The sequence below is a fragment of the Terasakiella sp. 4MB5A genome, assembly GCF_050058155.1.
Classification (GTDB): domain Bacteria; phylum Pseudomonadota; class Alphaproteobacteria; order Rhodospirillales; family Terasakiellaceae; genus Terasakiella; species Terasakiella halodenitrificans.
In genome coordinates, this window is record NZ_CP188815.1 from 2,188,965 (window position 1) to 2,213,001 (window position 24,037).

Below are 24,037 nucleotides of genomic sequence, written 5' to 3' on the forward strand. Positions count from 1 at the left end.
AAACCGGCCAGGGGGTCGCATGGTAGTACAAGCACTCGCTTTCTATCTTTTTGCGGCGATGACCGTGGCAAGCGCCGTAATGGTTATCACTGCGAAAAACCCGGTTCACTCGGTTTTGTTCCTCGTTCTCGCCTTTTTCAACGTGGCCGGCCTGTTCGTCCTCTTAGGCGCTGAATTCCTCGCTATGTTGCTGGTTGTCGTTTATTGCGGCGCGGTTACAGTTCTGTTCCTCTTCGTGGTTATGATGCTCGACATCAACTTCGTGGAACTGCGCCAAGGCTTCTTGCAATATATGCCATTAGGGGCAACCATCGGTATTATCCTGTTGGCTGAAATCGCCGTTGTTGCCGGGGGCTGGCATTTTGCACCCGAGGCTGCAAAGGTCGCAGCTGCGCCGATACCGGCGATTGAAACCATGACCAACACACATGCGTTGGGTGCGATCATTTATACGGACTATGTCTATCTCTTCCAATCTGCTGGTTTAATCCTGCTGGTTGGGATGATCGGTGCAATCGTACTGACACACCGCAAACGCACAGGCGTTCGCCGTCAGGTTATTGCCGATCAGGTGAACATTAATGTTGCTGATGTGGCCGAGTTCAAAAAGGTCGAAACTGGAAAGGGTGTATAATGTTTGAAATTGGTCTCGCACATTATCTCAGCCTTGCAGCTATTCTTTTCACGCTTGGGGTACTTGGTATCTTCCTGAACCGGAAGAACATGATCGTTATCCTGATGTCCGTGGAATTGATCCTCTTGGCCGTGAACATCAACCTGGTTTCCTTCTCCTCATTCCTTGGGGATCTGGTTGGACAGGTCTTCTCAATTTTCGTTCTGACCGTTGCCGCTGCTGAAGCTGCAATTGGTCTGGCGATCCTTGTAGTCTTCTTCCGTAACCGTGGTTCTATCGCGGTCGAAGATATCAACGCGATGAAAGGGTAGGGCTAGGGTATGTATACAGCAGCTATTTTCCTGCCTCTCGTCGGCTTTTTGATCGCAGGCACGCTTGCGCTCTTTACGCCGGAAGACGAGAAAAAGCGAAAGGCAAATGACCGTTTGGCACAGATTGTGACCTGTTCAGGTATGTTGATCTCTGCCGCACTGTCTATTGCTATCTTCTTCGACGTTGGCCTTCACGGTAACGCGAAGACGGTTCATCTTTTCACATGGATTCAATCCGGTACTTTCGACGTTTCATGGGCTCTGCGTTTCGATACGCTGACAGCTGTTATGATGATCGTTGTCACGGGTGTTTCCTCCATGGTGCATGTTTATTCTTGTGGCTATATGTCGCATGACCCGAACATCCCACGTTTCATGGGGTATCTGTCCCTCTTTACCTTCTGCATGTTGATGCTGATCACAGCCGACAACCTGCTGCAATTGTTCTTCGGTTGGGAAGGTGTAGGTCTGGCTTCTTACCTGTTGATCGGTTTCTGGTATCATAAACCGTCTGCAAACGCGGCGGCGATGAAAGCCTTCCTCGTCAACCGTGTGGGTGACTTTGGTTTCTCTTTGGGTATTTTTGCAACCTTCCTGTTATTCGGTTCTGCCGATTTCGACACGATCTTTGCAGCTGTTCCTGAACATGCCGATACGGTTATCACTCTGTTTGGTACCGAATGGCACGCCATGACAATCATCTGTCTGTTGTTGTTCGTCGGTGCTATGGGTAAATCAGCCCAGCTAGGCTTGCACACGTGGCTGCCGGATGCGATGGAAGGTCCGACACCTGTGTCTGCCTTGATCCACGCGGCGACAATGGTTACGGCCGGTGTCTTCATGGTAGCGCGTCTGTCACCGATGTTTGAATATTCAGACACGGCACTGAACGTGGTAACCATCGTTGGCGCTTCAACCGCGTTCTTCGCAGCTACAATCGGTTGTGTGCAGAACGACATCAAACGCGTGATTGCCTATTCCACCTGTTCGCAGTTGGGTTACATGTTCTTCGCCTGTGGTGTTTCTGCTTACTCTGCTGGTGTGTTCCACTTGATGACACACGGTTTCTTCAAGGCACTGTTGTTCTTGGGTGCAGGTTCCGTCATTCACGCCATGTCCGACGAACAGGATATGCGTAAAATGGGCGGTATCTGGAAAATGATCCCGGTGACTTACGCATTGATGTGGATCGGTAACCTTGCTTTGGCTGGTATTCCGCCCTTTGCCGGTTACTTCTCCAAAGATATCGTGCTCGAAGCGGCTTATGCCTCCCATACGTCTGTTGGCGTCTTCGCTTACTGGATGGGGATTGGCGCGGCCTTTATGACGGCTTTCTATTCATGGCGTCTGCTCTTTATGACCTTCCACGGCAAATCCCGTGCAGACGAGGTTGTTTTGGCCCACGTTCATGAAAGCCCGAAAATCATGATCCTGCCATTGATCCCGCTGGCTGCCGGTGCAATTTTTGCCGGTTGGTTGGGTTACGAGAACTTCGTGGGTCATAATGCGACCGAGTTCTGGAACAACGCTATCCTGATCTTGCCGACTCACCCTGGGCTTGAAAATGCACACCATGTGGCTGCTTGGGTTAAATACCTGCCGCTGGTTGTGGGTGTGATCGGTATCAGTTTGGCATATGTCCTGTATCTGGCTGCACCGGGCATTCCGGGCAAATTGGCCAGTGTTTTCTCAGGCCTGTACAAGTTCCTGCTCAACAAATGGTACTGGGACGAATTGTATGACTTCCTGTTTGTCCGTCCGGCCTTTTATCTGGGTCGCGGATTCTGGAAGGCCGGTGATGAAGAACTTATCGATGGCGTCGGTCCCAACGGCTTTGCCCGTGCGACCAAGGCGATTGCAGGTAAGGCATCCCGACTGCAAACCGGCTACCTCTACCACTATGCATTTGTCATGCTGGCAGGCGTTGCTATCCTGATCACCTGGTATCTGTTTACGAAGGGCTGAAAGTAAGATGAGCAATATTCCTCTTCTCAGTGTTATCACCTTTCTGCCTCTCGTAGGCGTCGCGCTGATCCTGTTACTGGTTCGCGGTGACGTGAAAGATGATAGCAAAAGCGCAAAACAAATTGCGCTTCTGACCACAGTCGCAACGTTCCTGATCTCATTAGGGGTCTGGACAGGTTTCGACAATTCAACAGCGGATTTCCAGTTCGTTGAAAAAGCCGAATGGCTGCCCGGTGTCGGTGTAAACTACCACATGGGTATTGACGGCATTTCCATGCTGTTTGTCCTGCTTTCCACTTTGCTGACACCGATTTGTATCCTGTCAGCTTGGGAAGCTGTTACCAAACGTGCCAAAGAATATATGATCTCCTTCCTCATTCTTGAGACAATGATGATCGGTATGTTCTGTGCCTTGGATATGATGCTGTTCTATATCTTCTTCGAAGGCGTCCTGATCCCGATGTTTATCATCATTGGTGTTTGGGGTGGTCAGAACCGTATCTATGCTGCATTTAAACTGTTCCTCTACACCTTGTTAGGGTCTGTTTTGATGCTGGTTGCCATGATGGCGATGTATTGGGAAGCCGGTTCTTTCGACATCCCGACGTTGATGGCTTATAACTTCCCGGCGCAAATGCAAACATGGATCTGGCTGGCTTTCTTCGCGTCTTTTGCGGTGAAAGTACCAATGTGGCCGGTTCACACATGGTTGCCGGACGCACACGTACAAGCCCCGACAGCTGGTTCCGTTATTCTGGCGGGCGTACTGTTGAAAATGGGTGGTTACGGTTTCCTGCGTTTCTCTATCCCGATGATGCCGCTGGCAAGTGCTGACTTCACACCGTTGATCTATACTTTGTCTATCATTGCGGTGATCTATACCTCTCTGGTTGCTCTCGTGCAGGAAGATATGAAAAAGCTAATCGCTTATTCCTCTATCGCCCACATGGGTTTTGTAACGATCGGTTCTTTCACAGGGACGGTACAGGGTATTGAAGGTGGTATCTTCACCATGTTGTCACACGGTGTGGTTTCTGCCGCGCTCTTCTTGATCGTTGGCGTTATCTATGACCGTATTCACACACGTGAAATTTCTGCTTATGGTGGTCTCGTCGACCGCATGCCGAAATACGCACTGATCTTCATGCTGTTCATGATGGCCTCTGTCGGTCTGCCGGGAACATCCGGTTTCGTCGGTGAGGTTTTGGTTCTGGTTGGTGTCTTCCAGGTTGATCAATGGGTTGCTGCCTTGGCCGCAACCGGTGCAATCCTTGGTGCGGCATACTCGCTGTACCTCTATCGCCGGATTGTTTTCGGTACATTGACCAAAGAAAGCCTTAAGGCGATTTTGGATATGAACCGCCGCGAAGTTCTGGTTTTCGCACCGCTGATCATTCTGACGATTTATGCAGGTGTTTACCCGCAACCGTTCCTGGATGTGATGCATGCATCTGTCGAAAACCTCGTCAACAACTACCACGCTGCTTTGGACGCTGCAGGCGTTCAAGTGGCCACCCAATAGGAGTAGGCATCCATGAGTGAGCTTCCAAATCTCACCCCGGCCTTGCCGGAAATTTTCATGGCAGCCGTTGCTATGGCCCTTTTGATGGTGGGCGTCTTTATGAAGGGCGAAGCCAAAACGGTTACCCGTACGGTTTCTTACCTTGCAACAGGTGCCATGATCCTGACGTTGTTGTTGGTGACGACTTTCAGCACACAAGCGGGGACAACGTTTAACGGTCTGTTTATAACAGGTACCTTCAGTGCCTTTGCCAAGGTGTTGATCCTTGGTGCCAGTGCCCTGACATTGTTGATGTCACGCGATTTCTTTGATCGCGTGAACGTCAGCCGCTTTGAATACCCGATCCTCGCAATCCTTGCGACTTTGGGTATGATGATGATGGTTTCTGCCAACGACCTGATTGCCCTTTATATGGGACTGGAACTGCAATCCCTGTCTTTGTATGTAATGGCTTCCATTATGCGCAACGACCTGCGTTCTACAGAATCCGGCTTGAAATACTTCGTCCTTGGCGCTTTGGCTTCTGGTATGTTGCTTTACGGGTCTAGCCTTGTTTATGGCTTTGCCGGTACAACAAACTTTGAAGTTATGGCGGACATTTTCGCCAATCAACACGGCGTTCATGGCCCCAGCACAGGTCTGATTTTCGGTATCGTCTTTGTGATGGTCGCTTTGGCATTTAAAGTCTCAGCCGTGCCGTTCCACATGTGGACACCGGACGTTTACGAAGGTGCCCCGACACCGGTCACAGCCTTTTTTGCGGCTGCACCGAAAGTCGCTGCGCTTTCCCTGTTCATCTCTGTGATGGTTGGTGCGTTTGGCGAACTGGCTGGACAATGGCAACAAATCATTATTTTTGTTTCCGTTGCCTCTATGGCGTTGGGCGCGTTTGCTGCCGTTGCACAAAACAATATCAAACGCCTGATGGCTTATTCATCCATCGGTAACGTGGGGTATATGTTGATCGGTCTGGCGGTTGCCGGTTCGGTTGCCAGCGGTACAGAAACGCAGCAAAGCGGTATTGAAAGCATGCTGGTCTATCTGACCATTTATGTGATCATGACCTTGGGCACATTCGGCTGCATTTTGTCCATGAAACGCAATGGTCAAAACGTTGAAAACATCAGCGACTTGGCCGGTCTGTCCAAATCCAATCCTTTGATGGCTGCTGCTTTGGCGATCTTTATGTTCTCAATGGCTGGTATTCCGCCGCTTGCCGGTTTCTTTGGTAAGCTGTACGTCTTCCTGTCTGCCTTAGAAGCCGGATTGGTTACGCTGGCTGTTTTAGGTGTCTTAACGTCCGTTGTTGGTTGTTTCTATTATATCCGTCTCATTAAAATCATGTATTTTGATGACGCAGAAGAAACATTGGACCGCAAGGTTGGCACAGAGATCAATATGGTTGTCGCTGCGGCTGCAATCGTGATCTTGGCTTTCTTCATCTATCCGTCTTTGATTACAGACGGTGCAGCTGCGGCTGCGGCTAGCCTGTTTGCCGGATAATGAAGACGTCGAACTTTTTCGAACTCAAAAAGCCGTCAGCGTTTACGCTGGCGGCTTTTGAGTCTCTGGACAGCACCAATGATGAATTACGCCGTCGCGCTATAAATGGGGCTGATGCCTATAATGTTGTTTGCGCGTTGGAACAAACCAAAGGCAGGGGCCGACGTGGTCGCACATGGGTTTCCCAACCGGGGAATCTGTTTTGTTCAATCTTGATGAAACCACGCGTGCCCATTGCAGAAGCATCTAAATCAAGCTTTGTCAGCGCACTGGCTATTCACGATGCAATCCAAGAAGCCGTCCAAAGTTTTGATTGTAATGTTGCCTGCAAATGGCCCAATGATGTGTTGGTCGACGGTTATAAAGTCTCAGGTATCTTGCTGGAAACACAAGCACGGCCCAAGTCGGTCGAACCGGATTGGCTTATTATTGGAATCGGAATAAATCTCGCACATTCCCCCGCTGACACACCTTATCCAAGCGGATATATCAATGCATACCGTGATCAGGTGATCAAAGCCCCTGAAATGCTTGAAATCCTGCTTCGACATTTCCAAATTTGGTGGGAACGCTGGGAAACATTGGGCTTTCAGGCTATTCGCAATGCGTGGTTGGATCGTGCAAAAGGTGTTGGCGAAGAAATAATCGTCAATTTAAGTAACGAGCGTCTGAGTGGAATCTTTGAAAGCCTTGACCAGGATGGGGCCCTTGTCTTACGAACCACAGAAGGACAACGCCATATCACAGCAGGCGATGTCTTTTTTAAATGAGAAAATAATAAAGGTTTCAGTCCATGCTGCTGGCAATTGATTCAGGAAACACCAATACGGTCTTTGCCGTTTTTGATAATGAGGGCAAAGTCCTCGGCGAATGGCGCAGTTCCACCAACCCAAACCGTACCGCCGATGAATATGCCGTTTGGCTGTCTCAGCTCATGAGCTTTGAAGACATCAAACCTGCCGACATTACAAATGCAATCATCGCAACCGTTGTTCCGGCTATGTTGTTTAATTTAAAAACACTTTGCCGCAAGTATTTTAAAGTCGATCCCTTAATTGTTGGCGACGAAAACGTCGATCTGGGCATCAAAGTCTTTTTGGACCGTCCCGAAGAAGTCGGGGCAGACCGTCTTGTCAATGCAATTGCCGCCCATGAAATGTTCAGTGGCCCGATGATTGTTATCGATTTTGGAACAGCGACCACCTTTGATGTTGTCGATAAAGATGGTAATTATTGTGGAGGCGCAATTGCCCCCGGAATTAACCTTTCACTAGAAGCCTTGCACATGGCAGCCGCAAAGTTACCGCGTGTTGCGATAGGAAAACCGGATAAAGCAATCGGGAAAGGCACGACAACAGCGATGCAATCAGGTATCTTCTGGGGATATATCGGCATGATTGAAGGATTGACCCATCGTATGAAAAAAGAATTCGGCTCAGACATGACCGTTATTGCAACAGGTGGTCTGGCAGCCCTGTTTGCAGAATCAACTGATGTTATTCAACATAACGACACCGACCTGACCCTGCGTGGTTTGCTTGCCATTTACAAAAGAAATCAAAACGTATGAAGAATAAAGAAGAGCTTATCTTCGTTCCGCTAGGCGGGGCAGGGGAAATCGGTATGAACCTCAACCTTTATGGCTATGGAAAGCCGGAACAGGAAGACTGGATCATTGTCGATTTCGGCATTACATTCGGTGACGATATGGCACCGGGTGTCGATGTCATCCTCCCCGATCCAACCTTTATTGAACAACGCCGTGACCGCCTGAAAGGGATGGTCATCACCCACGCACACGAAGACCACGTCGGCGCGCTTGCCTATATGTGGGACCGTGTTCAGTGCCCAGTCTATTGCACACCGTTCACCGCCCATATTGCCCGTGAAAAATTAAAAGAAGCCGGTTTCGGCCACCTTGAAATCGTCAAGGAAATTCCTTTGGGTGGTCGTTTCGAACTCGGCCCGTTTGATGTCGAATTCATCACCTTTACCCATTCCATTCTAGAACCCAACGCCCTTGCCATTCGCACACCCGAAGGTACCATCGTTCACACAGGGGACTGGAAACTGGATGACGGTCCCGTTGTTGGGCGCACAACAGATACGGATGCGCTTGATCGTCTGGGTAAAGAAGGTGTTCTAGCAATGATTTGCGATTCAACCAACGTCTTCAGCGAGGGTAAGACCGGATCGGAAGAAGACCTTGAACCTAGCCTGACAGAACTGATCAGCCGTTATGAAGGGAAAGTCTGCGTCACCTGTTTTGCCTCCAACCTTGCACGGTTGCACACCATTGCCGTTGCTGCCAAAGAATGTGGCCGTCAAATCGTTGTATCGGGTCGATCTTTTGGACGCATGATGGAAGCGGCACATGCCAATGGATATATGCTGGATACACCGGATTTTTTACCGGAAGACGAAGCCCATCATATTCCTGATAATGAATTACTGATTATCTGTACAGGATCACAAGGTGAACCACGCGCAGCCCTTGCTCGTATTGCCAGTGGTCAACATAAAAACATCTCGCTTGGCGATGGCGATGTGGTGATTTTTTCTTCCCGCACCATTCCGGGCAACGAAAAATCCATTTACCGCATCCAAAACGAATTGGCCCGCAAAGGTATTGAGATTGTCACCTCGCATGATCATTTCGTCCATGTGTCTGGTCACCCGGCACGTGATGAACTGCGCGAACTTTTCCGTCGGGTCCGCCCGCAATATGCTGTCCCGGTTCATGGCGAATTTCGTCATCTGCAAGCCCATGCGGCTTTGGCTGAAGAATGCGGTGTACAAAAAGCCTTTGTCATTGAAAACGGTCATGTGGTTAAACTTGAAAAAGAAATGCCCTGCATTATCGACGAAGTTGAAACGGGACGCCTGGCTTGGGAGGGACGCCGCGCTGTCCCGATGAAATCCGAAGTCGTTCAAAGCCGCAAACGCGCCTTATTCAACGGCTCTGCCGTCGTCTCAATTGCCGTCAACAAAGACGGACATATCCTGAGTGAGCCGATCGTCACCACCGAGGGCTTGCTTGATCCCGATGGGGATGATGATTTATGGGATGCCTTGTTCGATATTATCTATAATACTGTCGAAAGTATGCCTAAACGTGACCGTAAAGATGATGCGGTTTTGGAAGAAGCCTTGCGTCTGAACGTACGTCGCTGGTTTAGAAACACTTTCGCAAAACGTGCTATCACCCATATTCACCTTATGAGAATAAAATAAACAAAAGGAGTTCAAGAAACATGATTGGTCGTCTTAATCACATTGCAATCGCCGTTCCCGATTTGGAAGCTGCTGCGAAAACCTATTCCCAGACATTGGGGGCAAAGGTCAACCCGCCACAGGACGAACCTGATCACGGTGTGACCGTTGTTTTCGTGGAACTTCCAAATACAAAGGTCGAATTGCTGTACCCGTTGGGTGAAAATTCCCCGATCCAAGGCTTTTTGGATAAAAACCCGGCCGGTGGTATCCATCATATCTGTTATGAAGTGGAAGATATCATCGCCGCACGCGACAAGCTGAAAGCCGACGGTGCGCGCGTTCTGGGTACTGGTGAACCCAAAATCGGTGCCCACGGCAATCCGGTTCTGTTCCTCCACCCGAAAGATTTCAACGGGGCCTTGGTTGAGCTGGAACAAGCCTAAGACATAAAGGCGCCCCTGTGAGAGCAGGGGCATTTCCTTAAGGGGAATGAAATGACTTTCGGCCAAACAGAATCAATTTTACTGGTTGCCTATCTCGTCTTATGGTGGCTTTTCTACTTTGGCGTCAAAATGCGCGCCGATCAAAAATATCTTCAAAGCGATCTTGCTGAAGATATGCGTCCTTGTCAGGGCTGTATAATCACCCAATCGGCCATGATGGCTGCGGCTACACTCGCCATTATCTATGGGGCGATTTTAATGGACTGGATCGGGATTAAGCAATGAACTGGTATTGCGACGTTGCACCGGGACATGAATTTCACGGCCCTTATCATAAAAACGAATATGGTTTTCCTATTGATAACGACAACAAGCTGTTTGAACGGCTTTGCCTTGAAATCATGCAGGCAGGGCTTTCGTGGCTCACAATTCTGAAGAAAAAAGATAATTTCATCAAAGCATTTGACGACTTTAATCTGGATATCGTGGCAGCTTATGATGATAGGGATATTATCCGTTTACTTGATGATGCGGGGATTATCCGCAACAAGCTGAAAATTAATGCCATTATTGAAAATGCACGCCGTATTCAAAAGTTGCAGGCCGAATACGGCAGTTTCGCCAACTGGATTTCCAAACAGCACCCAAAGCCCAAATCCGATTGGGTGAAACTGTTTAAAAAGACCTTTAAGTTTACTGGTGGCGAAATCACTGGTGAATTTTTAATGAGTATCGGCTACCTGCCGGGCACCCATCGCACAGATTGCCCGGTTTATGAAAAGATTGCCGAAATCAGTCCCCCTTGGATGCAGGTTGATCCAAAGGTTTATGAAGAATAATCATCCTTGATTTTTCCCATAAATGCGCTGCATCACCGCAGAAGATGCCTCGGCATGGGCAATGATTTGTTCCATGAGGCCCAAAATATACATGTTATTTGCCATAACTTCCTGAATTTCAGGGTTATGATCATCCTGCATATCGTTGCAGCGTTTTAAAATATCACCACGGATCATGCGGAAAACCGCTTCCAAGGTATGACCGTTGGGATTGTCTTTCGATACGAGCAATTTTGTCATCTTTTCCTCCCTAAAAAATCAAGAATGACTATATACTAAAGAACATTACTTTTTTCTTACTTGGGGTTTTGTACTCTCTATTGAAAGGAAAGTTTCATGCGCTTGTTTTTCTTTACCCTTCTCTTGATCTCCGGTCCGGTGATGGCACAGGATGTCGAAAGTGCGCTCAGCATTACGCAAAAAGAATGTATGAAACTTATTCGCATGAATACCGTTAATGGGGCAGATTATGTGGCCGGGGTTGATGCGCATGGCAACAAAGTTGTCGGCGCTGATGTCAATGAAGACAGTAAACTGGACCTCCCCGAAGAAATTACCTTTGATCTCGGAATCGATCTGGCGGAAAAATACAATTTTGGCTCCGGGTTTCATGGCAAAGCCAAATTGGGAGAGGTCAAAGTAAAGGGCCGGGATGTCTATTGGAACGACAAAAAACTCCATAAAGACGAAAATCAAGCCGTTCTGGATGCCTGTTTGGCGCAATATGGACAAAAAGAATAACGATTTCGTTGCGTTTGTGCGGTGCATTAACTAAAGTCAGTCCAACATAATTTAACCTGTTTTGAGGACGACTATGCGCCTTTCGCAATATTTTCTGCCTACACTAAAAGAAAACCCTTCCGAAGCCCAAATCGTTTCGCACCGTTTGATGTTGCGCGCCGGTATGATCCGCCAGTCTTCTGCCGGTATTTATTCATGGCTGCCGATGGGGTTGCGCGTCTTGCGCAAAATCGAACAGATCGTTCGTGAAGAACAGGACCGTGCCGGTTGTCAGGAAGTCCTGATGCCAACCATCCAACCTGCTGAACTTTGGCAACGCAGTGGTCGTTATGACGATTACGGTAAAGAAATGCTGCGTATCAAAGATCGCCATGACCGCGATATGCTGTATGGGCCGACAAACGAAGAACAAATCACCGATATCGTGAAAATGGAATGTCAAAGCTACAAAGACATGCCCAAAATGCTTTACCATATCCAGTGGAAGTTCCGCGACGAGGTTCGCCCACGCTTTGGCATTATGCGTGGTCGCGAGTTTTTGATGAAAGATTCATATTCTTTCGATATGGATTATGAATCCTCTAAACGTGCCTATAACAAAATGTTTGTCGCATACCTGCGTACGTTTGAACGCCTCGGGATTAAAGCTATTCCCATGCGCGCTGATACTGGTCCAATCGGTGGCGATTTGTCCCATGAATTCCTTGTTCTAGCTGAAACAGGCGAGTCCGGCGTTTTCGTTCATAAAGATGTTCTGGAATTTGATATTCCCGGCGAAGATGTCGATTACAACGCCGATTTACAGCCGATTGTCGATAAGTGGACATCCCTATACGCTGCAACCGATGAAAAACACGAAGAAAGCGCCGAAGCCGAACTTGGTGATAAATTGTTGGCCGCACGCGGGATTGAAGTCGGTCATATTTTCCACTTCGGTACAAAATATTCCAAACCGATGGGGGCTACTGTTACCGATAAAGACGGCAATGAAGTTGCCTTGCAAATGGGGTCTTACGGTATCGGAGTTTCTCGCTTGATCGGGGCGATTATCGAAGCCAGTCACGATGACAGCGGTATTATCTGGCCGGAAAGTGTTGCTCCCTTTAGCGTTGGTTTGATCAACCTGAAATCCGGTGATCCCGATTGTGATGAAACTTGTGCCAAACTGTATGCTGAATTAAACGCAGCTGGTATTGACACATTGCTGGATGATACAAATGAACGCGCCGGTGCCAAATTCAACAATATGGATTTGATCGGGTTGCCGTGGCAGGTCGTCATCGGTCCGCGTGGTTTGAAAAACGGTGTTGCGGAAGTTAAAAACCGTAAAACAGGTGAAAAAGAAGAAATCGCAATTGATCAACTGGTTGCGAAATTTTCCGCCTAAGCGCATATCACGAAAGCCGATAAAATACACACAGGGAAAACTGTATGTTCAAAGCATTTGAATGGATGATGGCGGCGCGCTATCTCAGAGCGCGACGACGCGAAGGTTTCGTTTCCGTCATCGCATGGTTTTCCCTGTTGGGTATTGCCTTGGGGGTTGCAACCCTGATTATCGTCATGTCCGTGATGAACGGATTTCGCGAAGAATTACTGAGCCGTATTCTTGGTATCAACGGTCATATCAATGTCTATGGACAGGCGCGTGACTTGACGGATTACACATCACTCAGTGATCGCCTTTCTCAAATCGACGGTGTAATCAGTGTGACACCTACGATCGAAGGGCAGGTCATGGCAACCGGGCAGGGCGCATCCAGCGGTGCAATGGTCCGTGGGATAACCGGCGACGATTTCAAAAAACGCAAACTCATGTTTGACAGTCTCAAAGCCGGATCAATGGATTTATTCAATCAAGATCAAGGCGTTATTGTCGGGGCCAGATTAGCCCAAAAATTAGGGTTATGGGTCGGTGATAAAATCACCCTTATTTCCCCAAAAGGAAATATAACCGCATTTGGAACCGTACCGCGTATGCGCAGTTTTACGATTGCAGCAACCTTTGATGTTGGCATGTATGAATATGACAGTAGTTTTATATTTATGCCATTAAGCGCCGCACAAAACTATTTCCGTATGAAAGGTATCAATTACCTTGAAGTCATGGCCAAAAATGCCGACAGTACGGATCAGGTGACCTACAACATTATGACGGAACTGGGTCGTTTCGGTGTCAATCCGATTGACTGGAAACGCACGAACTCTAGTTTCTTCAATGCGTTGCAGGTTGAGCGCAACGTCATGTTTATGATCCTGACCCTCATTATTATCGTTGCGGCCTTCAATATTATTTCCGGCCTGATTATGCTGGTTAAAGACAAAGGCAAGGATATCGCCATCCTGCGCACAATGGGAGCAAGCCGGGGCAGCATTATGCGTATTTTCCTGATTGCCGGGGCCAGTGTTGGTGTCTTTGGCACGATCCTTGGCTTTATTTTAGGTCTCGCCTTTGCAGAAAATATCGAAACAATCCGGCGTTGGATTGAAACCCTAAGCGGCAATGATTTATTTGCCGCCGAGATTTATTTCCTGTCCAAGCTACCCGCAATTGTTGACTATAGCGAAGTCAGTTTAGTCGTCGCAATGGGATTAGGCTTGTCTTTCCTGGCAACCCTTTATCCCTCTTGGCGGGCTGCCCGTCTCGACCCCGTGGAGGCGCTGCGCTATGAATAAGACTATTCTTGAACTCCAAGACCTGAATCGCAGTTTCTCACAAGGCCAGGATCAACTTGATATCCTGAAAGAAGCCAGTCTTACGATCCATCCCGGTGAAATTGTGGCATTAGTTGGTCCAAGCGGGGCAGGGAAATCCACCCTGTTGCAAACAGCAGGCTTACTAGAACGCCCGGACAGTGGCGAAATTTTGATTGATGGTGTGGAAACCAGCAAACTCAATGATCGGGAAAAAACCCGTCTGCGCCGCAATCATTTGGGGTTTGTATATCAATACCATCACCTTTTGCCTGAATTTTCAGCCAAAGAAAATATTGTGATTCCGCAGATGATTAATGGGAAAACGAAGAAAGAAGCAGAGATCCGTGCGCAAGAACTTCTGGAAGCTGTTTCCTTGGCGAAAAGAGGGGAACATCGCCCTGCAGAACTCTCTGGTGGGGAACAACAGCGTATCGCGATTGCCCGCGCCCTTGCCAATAAGCCAAAGCTTTTATTGGCGGATGAACCAACAGGTAACCTTGATCCGGCGACATCTGATCATGTCTTTAACCTGTTGCTGGATGAAGTTCGCAAAGAAGGCCTTGCTGCCCTGATCGCAACACACAATCCGACTTTGGCACAACGCATGGACCGGATTGTAAAACTTGAAAATGGTAATCTTATTACCCAATAGTCTCAGATAAACAAAAAGGCGGCTTTCAAAAAAATGCCGCCTTTTTGTTTATTTATATCTAAAAGCTAATCTTCTTTATAGCCAAGCACCATGTCACGCAAAGTAACAATCCCAATTGGATTGCGTTCATGGTCAACAACAACAGCCCGTGATACAGAATATCGCACCAACAGACGAACGGCGTATTTGATATTCATTTCCGATGCAACGGTCAAAACCGGCTTTGTCATAATTTCATACACACTGGTTCGCGTTGCGGGACGATCTGTTGCCACAACTTCACGGGCAATATCGCGAATGGTCAACATTCCGAATTCATCACTTTCATCATGTCGTTCTACGATCAAGGAACTTACGCCTTCATCCTTGATGATATCAATGGCCTCGGCAATAGTTGCAACACGCCCGATTGTTTTTACATTCGGGGTCATAATATCGCTTACGCTGACATAAGGTTTCTCAGTCATACTTCACCTGCAATTTCTTCCATGATTTTAGGCAACTGTGTCGTCAATCCGACGGCATCTTCAAGATCAATTTGAAAAGCCAATCCTGTTCCCGGTTCCTCATCAAATTTACCAGCAGAACAAATGGCTTCCAAGATTTTACGTGCTTGTGTTCCGGCTACTAAAAACAGGATAACGTCACGTTGGGCGGTTAATTCCAATCCCATAAATCCTTTTTCTGGTGTCAGACCTTCGCCACGCACCGAACTGATGGTTGTAGCACCTGTTGCACCCGCTTCACGGGCCGCATCAATCACGGTGCTTGTGATCTCATCAGCCACCATCGCAACAATAAGTTTTAAATTCATGCTTCACTCCCTGATGAAGACGCGACCTTTTCAACCTTAGCACGCTTTGCCATTTTTTCGGCAATCAACGCATAGGCCAAAACGGACATAATTGGAAAAACACTCGCAAACGCAATTAAACCAAAACCGTCCAGTAACGGGCTGCGCCCTGGTACAGTCGAGGCCAACCCAAGGCCAAGGGCAGCAACCACAGGGACCGTCACGGTCGAGGTTGTCACCCCGCCACTGTCATAGGCCAGCGGAATAATTGTTTTAGCAGCAAAAAATGTCTGGATAATAACGATTACATATCCAACCATGATATAGATGGGCAACGGTGTTCCTGAAACGATACGATATGCCCCGAGTGAAACACCAATTGCGACCCCAATTGCAACAGCTGCACGTAACCCCCAGGCACTGATACTCCCACCTGAAATTTCCTCAGCTTTAATTGCTACTGCGATTAACGAAGGTTCTGCAACTGTCGTGGAAAAGCCAATGGCTGCTGCAAAAATATAAACCCAGTAATAATCATGCCATTGTAATGTTTCAGGCTTACCTTCTGCCCCCAAAAAATCGGGGTCCGACAATTGGATTGCCATTGTTTCCCCCAGTGGGAATAACGCTTGTTCCAATCCAACAAGGAACAAAGTTAAACCAAGCAAAACATAGACAAACCCAATAACGATTTTCTTGAAGTTAGGAACTTTCTTACGAATGACCAGAAACTGAAAACCCAGCAAAATAACAAGGATTGGCAACACATCGCGCCCTGTCGATATAGCGGCATGAGCAATATTTATAATCCAATCCAGCATTACATGACCATCCCGAACAAAAGAACAAAAATCATGGGGGTCAGGCTAGCGAACGCAATCAAGCCAAATCCATCAATCATCGGATTACGCCCCTTAATGGTTGAAGCCAGCCCAACGCCAAGTGCGGTTACCAAAGGCACCGTCACAGTCGAGGTTGTTACCCCACCACTATCATAAGCAATGCCGACAATTTCAGGAGGCGCAAAATTGGTAATTACAATAACAAGAATATAACCGCCAATAATAAAGTACTGAATAGGCCAACCTTTTAAGATACGATAGACACCAAGAATAATGGCACAGCCCACAGATAAGGCTACAACCATGCGCAAATTAAAAGCGTAAGCGTCTTGCGCTTCGGCTGATAATGGTATCTGCCCACCTTTTGCAGCAATCTCAGCCGCTTCTGCCGCAACTGCAATTAAGGCCGGTTCCGCCACAGTCGTTCCAAATCCCAAACAGAAGGCAAAAGACAGCAACGCGATTAAACTGCCTTTACGAGCAAAGGCATTTGCCATCGATTCACCGAGAGGGAACAACCCCATCTCAAGCCCCTGAATAAAAAGAGCCAACCCTAAAACAACAAATAGCAAACCTGGAATAACTTTTTCCAAATTTGGGAAAGGTTGTTGTAGTACGATAATTTGGAAAAAGGCGATAACCAGAATAATCGGTGCTAAATCACGCAAAGCACCCACAAACAAGCCTAAAAATCTTTTTAGTCCAGGATTCATAAATCTATTTCGCGCCCCCTGTTTTTATCTTTACATATGTCTTAATGTATTCAACGACAAAGAACAAGTTACGTTTTTGGAACATACAGACGAACACGACCGTTTAAACCTCGTACGGTGGTTGTTCCAATCGAGCGAAGTTCAATATTTTTCACATTCTTGGCAGTCGCTTCAGAAATAAGGATATTCGTCCCAAATTCCTTATTCAGGTTTTCAATTCTTGATGCCAGATTTACAGCATCCCCATGGACGGTATAATTAAGTCGACCTTGCGCCCCTACGGCCCCAGCCACCACAGTTCCCGTATTCAATCCAATTCGGCTTTTTAAATAAATGCCGTCGAATGTTTTTGTCTTCAATGTGTTACAAATTTCCAAAGCCGCACGCAAGGCACATTCGGCATGGTCAGGTGCCTTAATCGGCACATTGAAGGTTGCAAGCACGGCATCGCCCTGAAACTGCGTTACAACACCGCCGTAACGTTCCAGAATTTCAACCACTTGCGAAAAATATTCATTCAGGATGCCTACAATACGTTCCGGCCCGACTTCTTCGGTGAGTTGAGTAAAACCTTCTAAATCTGAAAACAGGATTGTCGCCTGCGTTGAAATCGGTTTCAGCTCACCACTTTCCTGCATCAAGGAGGCTGCAACCGATTCAGGAACGTAACGACCGAAAACTTCTCGTATCATATCGCGTTCACGCATTCCTTCGACCATTTCATTAAACGCCAAGGCCGCTTGGTCGAGTTCACGCAAACGGCTGCGCGGTAAAGGTTCGATATCTTCAAATCTACCGGAGCGAACCTTTTTCGCCGTATCTGCCAGTCGGATAATGGGACGTGCCAGTTTCTTACCCACCTTCAGCGACAGAACAATAGAAATCACAAGGATAAGAAAACCGGCCCCGGCCATTTCAAACAACTGCGTCCCTGCATTTCGATCTGATTTTTCAGTATTGATATAAACACCTGTAATCCAAGGTATTTCCCCAAAACGTTCGAGTTTCCGCGTTGCAACGATATAGAGATCATCCTCAATACGTGCCCGGTTTACCTCTACATCCCGAATAGGTGTAATCAATCCCGCTTTGATAACCGGTCCTGCAATCAATCGATTTAGCTTCACATCCTGAAAATCAATCAAGCGAGGAAGCGGAACTTCGCTTTTACCTTCCAACCAGTCTGTATTACGCCCTATTTCATCAGAGACTGTACTGCCATGTGTTAACAGCGGGTGCGCCAATAAATGCTTCGTACCGTACAAAATAAATGGGGTCAGAAATTGGTCTGTGGACGTCGTAAGAATGGTCTTTGATAGATCCGCAACCGTAACACCGATAAATAAAACGCCTTTTAGTTCCCCATTTTGATAAAGGGGCGCGCGCATATTCACAACCGTTTGTTTGTACTCTTCGTACCAGAAAAAGCGCCCCCAAACATTTGTTTTCACCTTATCCATCAGTTGGAAAAGCTTGACGGTTTCTTCCGGTGTTGCCTCAAGATCTTCCCGCCAAACATTTTCATCGCGCAGCAAGTATCTGGCAACACCATCAGGATATTGAATCCCCACACCGGTCACATTTGGGGTGGCACTGATCACACCACGAAGAAACGTCTGAACTTGGGTATGGTCTTCTACATTCAGATTCCCGATCTTGACTTGATCACTTATCCAACGCGCTTGGTTTTCTACAGGAAATAATAGTTTTTCCACCTCATCCGTTAGTCTGTTGAGCGCCGTTTCGATCAAAAGGTGATTATAATCTTTTGTCAGTTTTGTGGTGAAATTTAGACCCAGATATAAAACATGAGCGACCGCAAAAAGAATCAAACCGCCAAAAGCGAAGAATAAAACGCTTCTGATCGGCTGCCTTGGAAAAGTTATTTTTTTCCATAATTTCATAAACTTACAGTTACCCTTTAAGGCAAATTCATAAAAACAAACTATTGGCCTGCGTAAAAAACATGTTTAGGATAAGGAGTCTGAGCATAAAGTTCCTCTCTTCACAAGTTTTAATAGTCATGTCACACGCAGATTTCGTCCACTTGCGCATTCATACCGCTTACTCTCTATCAGAAGGCGCAATTCGTATCAAAGAGCTTCCCAAGTGGGTTGAATCTGAACGTATGCCTGCGATCGCAATGACGGACACAAACAATATGTTTGGCGGGTTGGAATTTTCCCAAACCATGTCCGGGGCGGGAATCCAGCCTATTATCGGATGTCAGCTCTCATTGACACCACAGGATAAAGATGAGCAGTCTGGCGGATTAAAAGGGCGTAGCGTTGGCCCTGCCGCGCCTGAACCTATTGTTCTGATTGCCCAGAACGATCAAGGCTATCGCAACCTAATGCATCTGGTTAGTCGTGCCTTTCTAAATTCACCAGAAGGCCATGATCCACAAGTTCCCTTAGATGATGTGTTGAAGTTTCATGAAGGCTTGATCCTTCTCACAGGTGGGCACCTCGGACCAATCGGGCAGCTTCTTCTTGATGGTAAAAAAGAAAAGGCTGAATCATTATTATCATTAATTAACAACGTATTAAAAGGCAGAGTTTACGTTGAACTTCAACGTCACAATCTGCCAGAGCAAGGCCAAATTGAAGATGATTTTATTGACCTTGCCTATAAATTAGACATTCCGCTCGTTGCCACAAATGAAGCCTTTTTTCCAGATCGCAAGATGCATGCCGCCCATGATGCCTTGATTTGCATCGCTGCAGGCAGCTACGTCGATCAATCAGACCGGCGAAAACTTACCCCCGAGCATTATCTGAAATCTGCCGCAGAAATGCGCGAACTTTTTGCAGACATTCCCGAAGCTTGCGACAACACCTTGGTCATTGCCAAACGATGCGCCATCAAGGTCGAAAACATAGACCCCATTTTGCCCCCCTTTGATTGTGGCGAGGGACATAACGAAGAAGATGAACTGCGTAAAATGTCGGAAGAGGGTCTGAAACTACGCCTTCAATCAGGTGTTTTTGAAGAAGGAATGTCCCCGGAAGAACGTGATTCAATTGCAAAACCATACTGGGAACGTCTGGATTACGAGCTTGGTATCATTAATAAAATGGGTTTCCCCGGTTATTTCCTGATCGTTGCGGACTTTATCCAATGGGCAAAAGAACACGATATTCCTGTTGGGCCGGGCAGGGGGTCCGGGGCAGGGTCACTGGTGGCCTATGCCCTGACCATTACCGACTTGGATCCGCTGAAATATGCCTTGCTGTTTGAACGTTTCCTTAACCCCGAACGTGTGTCCATGCCTGATTTTGATATCGATTTCTGTCAGGACCGCCGAGAAGAGGTTATTAAATACGTTCAGGACAAGTACGGCTACGACCATGTTGCCCAGATCATTACCTTTGGTAAATTACAAGCCCGTGCGGTTTTACGTGACACAGGGCGCGTCCTGCAAATGCCTTTTGGTCAGGTCGATCGCATTTGTAAATACGTCCCCAACGATCCTGGCAAAGCCCTGAGCGTCAGTGAAGCATTAGAACAAATTCGTGAATTTCGACAAGAAGTCGAAGAAGATGAAACCGTTGCCCGGATGGTTGGTATCGCCAAGCAACTGGAAGGCCTGTTTCGTCATGCCTCAACCCACGCAGCCGGCGTGGTGATCGGGGATCGGCCACTGGATAAACTGGTTCCGCTGTATCGTGATCCAAAATCAGACATGCCCGTCACCCAGTTCAATATGAAATTCGTTGAACAGGCCGGCCTTGTCAAATTTGACTTTTTGGGCTTGAAAACGCTGACCGTTATCGCAACGGCCCTGAAATTCATTAATGAAAAACGTGATGTCCCACTGGATATAACAAAAATTCCACTGGATGATAAACGAACATACGAAATGCTGGGGCGTGGCGAAGGTGGTGGCGTTTTCCAGCTGGAATCAGAAGGAATGCGGGGCGTTCTGCGTTCCATGAAGCCAAACCGACTTGAAGACCTGATCGCGGTTGTCGCCCTGTATCGACCGGGGCCGATGGATAACATCCCCAGCTACATTAAACGCAAACACGGTCAGGAAGAACCCGATTACCTGTACCCAACGATTGAACCGATCCTGAAAGAAACCTACGGGATTATGATCTATCAGGAACAGGTTATGCAAATTGCTCAGGTCATGGCTGGCTACAGCCTGGGTGAAGCAGATTTATTACGCCGTGCGATGGGTAAAAAAATCGCCGAAGAAATGGAAAAACAACGTAAATTGTTTGTTGATGGGTCTGTTGAACGCGGCGTACCCAATAAAAAGGCCAGTGAAATTTTTGACATTATGGCAAAATTTGCCTCGTACGGTTTCAACAAATCTCACGCTGCCGCCTATGCCTACGTTGCGTATCAAACTGCTTATCTTAAAGCTAATTTCCCAGCTGAATTTATGGCGGGTATTATGTCGTTGGATTTAAACAACACCGACAAACTTAATCTTTTCCGCCAAGAACTTGACCGAATGAAAATTCCATTACTTCAACCCGACATCAATAAATCCAATGTCATTTTCAGCGTTGAAGAAATATCAAACCCGAATGAAGAAACAGGCGGCACCATCAAAGCTGTGCGTTACGCCTTATCTGCCGTACGCAATGTAGGAGATGCTGCAATGGCAGCCCTTGTTGCAGAACGCGAAACCAATGGCCCGTTTAAAGATCCGTTTGACATGGCAAACCGTGTAGATAGCCGGGGCATGAATAAACGCATTTTAGAGAATCTTGTCCGTGGCGGTGCTTTTGACAGTATTAACAGCAATCGCAGACAGGTTTTTGACGGCATCGAAACCTTGATTAAGCATTCAAACCTTGCCGCCTCAGAACGCAATTCAGATCAAATGGGGTTTTTCGGTGCCGATGACAATGCAATAAAAAAAGCGGCACAACTGCCAAACGTACCCGATTGGCCCTTGATGGACCGCCTGCGAGAGGAAGCCTCTGCCATTGGCTTTTATCTATCTGCCCACCCGTTGGACGCTTATAAAACAACCCTGAAACGCATTGGCGTTAAATCCTACGTCGATATCTTTCAAAATGGAATTTCCGGTCCTGTTAAAATTGCAGGAACCGTGATCAGCAAGCGTGAAAAAATATCACAAAAAGGCAATCGTTTCGCCTTCGTTCAGCTTTCAGATTCATCAGCTGCCTTTGAAATCGCCGTTTTCAGCGAAGCCCTGTCTGTCAGCCGCGACTATCTTGAACCAGGACAATCCGTTTTCATTATGGCTTCTGCACAATTTGAAGAAGAAAGCCTTCGCTTTATTGCAAACACAATCGAATTGCTTGACGTCAAGGCAGCCAAAGCAACAGCGGGTTTAAAAATATTCATTGAAGATCAAACAGCCGTTCCACTTACGAAAGAATTGTTAGATCGTGAAGGAAAAGGGCGAGGCAACGTTGTCATCATGGCCCGTATCGATGCAACAACAGAAGCTGAAATACATTTAAACCAGGGATATCGGATCACACCGGGGTTGTTGCAGGCTGTCAAAGCCATTCCCGGAATTGCAGAAGTACAGGAAATATAATTATGTCAGGCGTATCTTACCCCCATTTTATTGACTTTGAAGCAAGCGGATTTGGCGAAGACTCATATCCTATCGAGGTTGCATGGAATGGTGCGGGCGGCACTGTGGAAAGTCACCTTATCAACCCGGATAATATTGACGATTGGACTTATTGGGATAAACATGCCGAGATCGACGCGCATAGAATAAGCCGCGAGTATTTATCACAACTCGGTGTCCCTCCCAAAACCATTGCTTTACGGATGAATGAAAGTCTCGCAGGTCAGGTTCTTTATAGTGATGCACCGCAGTTCGATGGTTTTTGGCTCGCACGCCTGTACGAACAAGTGGGCCTTCGCCCAACCTTTAAACTTGGTTCGGTCATGGATCTATTTGATCTTAAAATTGATGACGGCCAAAAACTTGAAGGCCGTTCCACAGAACATGTTCAAAAACGTTTTGACACCATTATAGATACGTTGGGATTACAAGCGTGGGAAAACATTGGTTTGCGTCCCCATCGTGCAGGAAACGATGTCCGTCATTTGATGGAAACCTACCGTTTATTGAACGAATGCGGTGGAATTATTCCCAAAAACTAAAAAAGTCTTGCTTTTGCTTTAAAAAAGGCATATCAAGCGCGCCTTAACTTCACACGTGGAATTCACGGAAGTGTGGGGAGACATCCCATACCTTCGATCCGGTGTTCGATTTTCGAACTCTATCATTCCACGGAGGATCAACCGGAAAAGGAAATGAAATAATGGCATTGCCAACCTTTACCATGCGTCAGCTCTTGGAAGCTGGTGTTCACTTCGGCCACAACACTCGTCGCTGGAACCCCAAGATGGATCAATATCTCTTTGGGGCACGTAACGGCATTCACATCATCGACCTCGGTCAAACTGTTCCGCTTTTGCACCAAGCAATGGTTCAAGTGCGTGATAAAGTTGCCAGTGGCGGTCGCGTTTTGTTTGTTGGTACGAAACGTCAAGCATCTGACATTGTTGCAGAATCTGCAAAAAAATGTGGTCAGTACTACGTAAACCACCGTTGGCTCGGCGGCATGCTGACAAACTGGAAAACTGTTTCCGGTTCTATCAAGCGCCTGAAAACATTGGAAGCGCAGCTTGAAAGCGGCATGCAAGGTTTGACTAAGAAAGAGCAACTCAATCTGACACGCGAGTGCGAAAAGCTGGAACGTACTCTTGGTGGTATTAAAGAAATGGGCGGCCTGCCGGACATCATGGTTGTGTTCGACACTCAAAAAGAAGCCATTGCAATCAACGAAGCCAAAAACCTTGGCATTCCGGTTGTAGCGGTTCTCGACTCCAACAGCAGCCCGTTGAACATCACGCACCCGGTTCCGGGTAACGATGATTCAATTCGTGCTTTGAAACTTTACTGCGACTTGTTGGCTGGTTCCGTTCTTGACGGTATTCAAAGCCAAATGTCTGCTGCCGGCATTGACGTTGGCGCACAAGCCGAAGCACCGGTAGAAAACCTGCCGGAAGCTGAAGTTTCTGACGAAGCAGCGGTTGCTGCCGAAGCTTAATCGCACTGTGACAGCGGAAGAATGATTTCTCCCGCTGTCATCGCTTTGACACACTAGATGTGTAAAAGTATTTGAATTTTAGCTCTACTGAACAAGAGGATT

The 24,037-nt window shown here is 47.3% G+C and carries 24 protein-coding genes; 18 read left to right on the top strand and 6 right to left on the bottom strand.

The features are described from left to right. The first annotated feature begins 19 nt into the window (after positions 1–19). The 11 genes from ACI0FF_RS10090 to ACI0FF_RS10140 are packed head-to-tail and all read left to right on the top strand — an operon-like array spanning position 20 to position 10,433. Positions 20–634, top strand: a complete 615-nt coding sequence (locus ACI0FF_RS10090; protein WP_419796734.1) for an NADH-quinone oxidoreductase subunit J — start codon at positions 20–22, stop codon at positions 632–634. Then, positions 634–945 (top strand): NADH-quinone oxidoreductase subunit NuoK, encoded by a 312-nt coding sequence (gene nuoK / locus ACI0FF_RS10095; RefSeq protein WP_188660071.1) that lies wholly within the window; start codon positions 634–636, stop codon positions 943–945. The genes ACI0FF_RS10090 and nuoK overlap by 1 nt, the downstream gene beginning before the upstream one ends. A 9-nt stretch (positions 946–954) precedes the next feature. Beyond that, positions 955–2,910 carry an NADH-quinone oxidoreductase subunit L gene (gene nuoL / locus ACI0FF_RS10100; protein ID WP_419796735.1) on the top strand — a complete coding sequence of 652 codons (1,956 nt, stop codon included), beginning with the start codon at positions 955–957 and terminating at the stop codon, positions 2,908–2,910. 7 nt (positions 2,911–2,917) lie between these two features. Continuing rightward, positions 2,918–4,432, top strand: coding sequence for an NADH-quinone oxidoreductase subunit M (locus ACI0FF_RS10105; RefSeq protein WP_419796736.1), 1,515 nt, complete (start codon positions 2,918–2,920; stop codon positions 4,430–4,432). A 12-nt stretch (positions 4,433–4,444) separates the two neighbouring features. Next, positions 4,445–5,935: an NADH-quinone oxidoreductase subunit NuoN gene (nuoN, locus tag ACI0FF_RS10110; RefSeq protein ID WP_419796737.1), complete on the top strand. Its 1,491-nt coding sequence runs from the start codon at positions 4,445–4,447 to the stop codon at positions 5,933–5,935. Next, entirely contained in the window at positions 5,935–6,705 is a 771-nt protein-coding gene (locus ACI0FF_RS10115; protein WP_419796738.1) for a biotin--[acetyl-CoA-carboxylase] ligase, read from the top strand. The genes nuoN and ACI0FF_RS10115 overlap by 1 nt, the downstream gene beginning before the upstream one ends. A 23-nt stretch (positions 6,706–6,728) precedes the next feature. Then, positions 6,729–7,505 carry a type III pantothenate kinase gene (locus tag ACI0FF_RS10120; RefSeq protein ID WP_419796739.1) on the top strand — a complete coding sequence of 259 codons (777 nt, stop codon included), beginning with the start codon at positions 6,729–6,731 and terminating at the stop codon, positions 7,503–7,505. Beyond that, a complete protein-coding gene (locus ACI0FF_RS10125) occupies positions 7,502–9,169 on the top strand; it encodes a ribonuclease J (protein WP_419796740.1) in 1,668 nt (555 codons plus the stop codon). Before ACI0FF_RS10120 ends, ACI0FF_RS10125 begins: the two co-directional genes overlap by 4 nt. 20 nt (positions 9,170–9,189) lie before the next feature. After that, the gene (gene mce / locus ACI0FF_RS10130; RefSeq protein ID WP_419796741.1) at positions 9,190–9,594 is read left to right on the top strand and encodes a methylmalonyl-CoA epimerase; all 405 of its coding nucleotides are present in this window, start codon (positions 9,190–9,192) and stop codon (positions 9,592–9,594) included. A gap of 51 nt (positions 9,595–9,645) precedes the next feature. After that, positions 9,646–9,879 carry a hypothetical protein gene (locus tag ACI0FF_RS10135; protein ID WP_419796742.1) on the top strand — a complete coding sequence of 78 codons (234 nt, stop codon included), beginning with the start codon at positions 9,646–9,648 and terminating at the stop codon, positions 9,877–9,879. Beyond that, positions 9,876–10,433, top strand: coding sequence for a DNA-3-methyladenine glycosylase I (locus ACI0FF_RS10140; protein WP_419796743.1), 558 nt, complete (start codon positions 9,876–9,878; stop codon positions 10,431–10,433). Before ACI0FF_RS10135 ends, ACI0FF_RS10140 begins: the two co-directional genes overlap by 4 nt. On the opposite strand, the gene ACI0FF_RS10145 is transcribed toward ACI0FF_RS10140, so the two are convergent. Continuing rightward, on the bottom strand, positions 10,434–10,673 hold the full coding sequence (locus ACI0FF_RS10145) for a histidine kinase (RefSeq protein WP_188660100.1): 240 nt from the start codon (positions 10,671–10,673) through the stop codon (positions 10,434–10,436). A gap of 96 nt (positions 10,674–10,769) precedes the next feature. Between ACI0FF_RS10145 and ACI0FF_RS10150 the strand changes: the two genes are divergently transcribed. The 4 genes from ACI0FF_RS10150 to ACI0FF_RS10165 all read left to right on the top strand — a co-directional run bounded on the left by ACI0FF_RS10150 (position 10,770) and on the right by ACI0FF_RS10165 (position 14,523). Then, the gene (locus ACI0FF_RS10150; protein WP_419796744.1) at positions 10,770–11,174 is read left to right on the top strand and encodes a hypothetical protein; all 405 of its coding nucleotides are present in this window, start codon (positions 10,770–10,772) and stop codon (positions 11,172–11,174) included. Positions 11,175–11,247: 73 nt separating this feature from the next. After that, positions 11,248–12,561, top strand: a complete 1,314-nt coding sequence (proS, locus tag ACI0FF_RS10155) for a proline--tRNA ligase (protein ID WP_419796745.1) — start codon at positions 11,248–11,250, stop codon at positions 12,559–12,561. 44 nt (positions 12,562–12,605) lie between these two features. Further along, complete coding sequence (locus ACI0FF_RS10160) at positions 12,606–13,850, top strand: lipoprotein-releasing ABC transporter permease subunit (RefSeq protein ID WP_419796746.1); 1,245 nt, start codon at positions 12,606–12,608, stop codon at positions 13,848–13,850. Next, positions 13,843–14,523, top strand: a complete 681-nt coding sequence (locus tag ACI0FF_RS10165) for an ABC transporter ATP-binding protein (RefSeq protein ID WP_419796747.1) — start codon at positions 13,843–13,845, stop codon at positions 14,521–14,523. Before ACI0FF_RS10160 ends, ACI0FF_RS10165 begins: the two co-directional genes overlap by 8 nt. A 65-nt stretch (positions 14,524–14,588) precedes the next feature. Here ACI0FF_RS10165 and ACI0FF_RS10170 read toward each other — a convergent pair whose 3' ends face one another. From ACI0FF_RS10170 to ACI0FF_RS10190, 5 genes are all read right to left on the bottom strand, one after another. Beyond that, complete coding sequence (locus tag ACI0FF_RS10170; RefSeq protein WP_419796748.1) at positions 14,589–14,990, bottom strand: CBS domain-containing protein; 402 nt, start codon at positions 14,988–14,990, stop codon at positions 14,589–14,591. Next, a complete protein-coding gene (locus ACI0FF_RS10175; RefSeq protein WP_419796749.1) occupies positions 14,987–15,337 on the bottom strand; it encodes a P-II family nitrogen regulator in 351 nt (116 codons plus the stop codon). Before ACI0FF_RS10175 ends, ACI0FF_RS10170 begins: the two co-directional genes overlap by 4 nt. Further along, on the bottom strand, positions 15,334–16,137 hold the full coding sequence (locus ACI0FF_RS10180; protein WP_419796750.1) for a DUF1538 domain-containing protein: 804 nt from the start codon (positions 16,135–16,137) through the stop codon (positions 15,334–15,336). The genes ACI0FF_RS10175 and ACI0FF_RS10180 overlap by 4 nt, the downstream gene beginning before the upstream one ends. Next, a complete protein-coding gene (locus tag ACI0FF_RS10185) occupies positions 16,137–16,835 on the bottom strand; it encodes a DUF1538 family protein (protein ID WP_419799698.1) in 699 nt (232 codons plus the stop codon). Before ACI0FF_RS10185 ends, ACI0FF_RS10180 begins: the two co-directional genes overlap by 1 nt. A gap of 104 nt (positions 16,836–16,939) precedes the next feature. Continuing rightward, positions 16,940–18,703 (bottom strand): adenylate/guanylate cyclase domain-containing protein, encoded by a 1,764-nt coding sequence (locus ACI0FF_RS10190; RefSeq protein WP_419796751.1) that lies wholly within the window; start codon positions 18,701–18,703, stop codon positions 16,940–16,942. Positions 18,704–18,894: 191 nt separating this feature from the next. On the opposite strand from ACI0FF_RS10190, the gene dnaE reads away from it, so the two are divergent. The 3 genes from dnaE to rpsB all read left to right on the top strand — a co-directional run bounded on the left by dnaE (position 18,895) and on the right by rpsB (position 23,935). Continuing rightward, positions 18,895–22,401 carry a DNA polymerase III subunit alpha gene (gene dnaE / locus ACI0FF_RS10195; RefSeq protein WP_419796752.1) on the top strand — a complete coding sequence of 1,169 codons (3,507 nt, stop codon included), beginning with the start codon at positions 18,895–18,897 and terminating at the stop codon, positions 22,399–22,401. A 2-nt stretch (positions 22,402–22,403) separates the two neighbouring features. Further along, positions 22,404–22,982, top strand: a complete 579-nt coding sequence (locus ACI0FF_RS10200) for a hypothetical protein (RefSeq protein ID WP_419796753.1) — start codon at positions 22,404–22,406, stop codon at positions 22,980–22,982. Positions 22,983–23,143: 161 nt separating this feature from the next. Further along, a complete protein-coding gene (gene rpsB, locus ACI0FF_RS10205; protein WP_419796754.1) occupies positions 23,144–23,935 on the top strand; it encodes a 30S ribosomal protein S2 in 792 nt (263 codons plus the stop codon). The last annotated feature ends 102 nt before the right edge of the window (positions 23,936–24,037 follow it).

What these genes read in the sequence shown, in the direction of transcription:
- dnaE (WP_419796752.1), top strand. Translation starts at nt 18,895, where the DNA reads ATGTCACACGCAGATTTCGTCCACTTGCGCATTCATACCGCTTACTCT.
- mce (WP_419796741.1), top strand. Translation starts at nt 9,190, where the DNA reads ATGATTGGTCGTCTTAATCACATTGCAATCGCCGTTCCCGATTTGGAA.
- ACI0FF_RS10135 (WP_419796742.1), top strand. Translation starts at nt 9,646, where the DNA reads ATGACTTTCGGCCAAACAGAATCAATTTTACTGGTTGCCTATCTCGTC.
- ACI0FF_RS10170 (WP_419796748.1), bottom strand. Translation starts at nt 14,990, where the DNA reads ATGACTGAGAAACCTTATGTCAGCGTAAGCGATATTATGACCCCGAAT.
- nuoN (WP_419796737.1), top strand. Translation starts at nt 4,445, where the DNA reads ATGAGTGAGCTTCCAAATCTCACCCCGGCCTTGCCGGAAATTTTCATG.
- nuoK (WP_188660071.1), top strand. Translation starts at nt 634, where the DNA reads ATGTTTGAAATTGGTCTCGCACATTATCTCAGCCTTGCAGCTATTCTT.
- ACI0FF_RS10145 (WP_188660100.1), bottom strand. Translation starts at nt 10,673, where the DNA reads ATGACAAAATTGCTCGTATCGAAAGACAATCCCAACGGTCATACCTTG.
- rpsB (WP_419796754.1), top strand. Translation starts at nt 23,144, where the DNA reads ATGGCATTGCCAACCTTTACCATGCGTCAGCTCTTGGAAGCTGGTGTT.
- ACI0FF_RS10140 (WP_419796743.1), top strand. Translation starts at nt 9,876, where the DNA reads ATGAACTGGTATTGCGACGTTGCACCGGGACATGAATTTCACGGCCCT.
- ACI0FF_RS10125 (WP_419796740.1), top strand. Translation starts at nt 7,502, where the DNA reads ATGAAGAATAAAGAAGAGCTTATCTTCGTTCCGCTAGGCGGGGCAGGG.
- ACI0FF_RS10160 (WP_419796746.1), top strand. Translation starts at nt 12,606, where the DNA reads ATGTTCAAAGCATTTGAATGGATGATGGCGGCGCGCTATCTCAGAGCG.
- nuoL (WP_419796735.1), top strand. Translation starts at nt 955, where the DNA reads ATGTATACAGCAGCTATTTTCCTGCCTCTCGTCGGCTTTTTGATCGCA.
- ACI0FF_RS10175 (WP_419796749.1), bottom strand. Translation starts at nt 15,337, where the DNA reads ATGAATTTAAAACTTATTGTTGCGATGGTGGCTGATGAGATCACAAGC.
- proS (WP_419796745.1), top strand. Translation starts at nt 11,248, where the DNA reads ATGCGCCTTTCGCAATATTTTCTGCCTACACTAAAAGAAAACCCTTCC.
- ACI0FF_RS10165 (WP_419796747.1), top strand. Translation starts at nt 13,843, where the DNA reads ATGAATAAGACTATTCTTGAACTCCAAGACCTGAATCGCAGTTTCTCA.
- ACI0FF_RS10180 (WP_419796750.1), bottom strand. Translation starts at nt 16,137, where the DNA reads ATGCTGGATTGGATTATAAATATTGCTCATGCCGCTATATCGACAGGG.
- ACI0FF_RS10200 (WP_419796753.1), top strand. Translation starts at nt 22,404, where the DNA reads ATGTCAGGCGTATCTTACCCCCATTTTATTGACTTTGAAGCAAGCGGA.
- ACI0FF_RS10115 (WP_419796738.1), top strand. Translation starts at nt 5,935, where the DNA reads ATGAAGACGTCGAACTTTTTCGAACTCAAAAAGCCGTCAGCGTTTACG.
- ACI0FF_RS10090 (WP_419796734.1), top strand. Translation starts at nt 20, where the DNA reads ATGGTAGTACAAGCACTCGCTTTCTATCTTTTTGCGGCGATGACCGTG.
- ACI0FF_RS10105 (WP_419796736.1), top strand. Translation starts at nt 2,918, where the DNA reads ATGAGCAATATTCCTCTTCTCAGTGTTATCACCTTTCTGCCTCTCGTA.
- ACI0FF_RS10120 (WP_419796739.1), top strand. Translation starts at nt 6,729, where the DNA reads ATGCTGCTGGCAATTGATTCAGGAAACACCAATACGGTCTTTGCCGTT.
- ACI0FF_RS10150 (WP_419796744.1), top strand. Translation starts at nt 10,770, where the DNA reads ATGCGCTTGTTTTTCTTTACCCTTCTCTTGATCTCCGGTCCGGTGATG.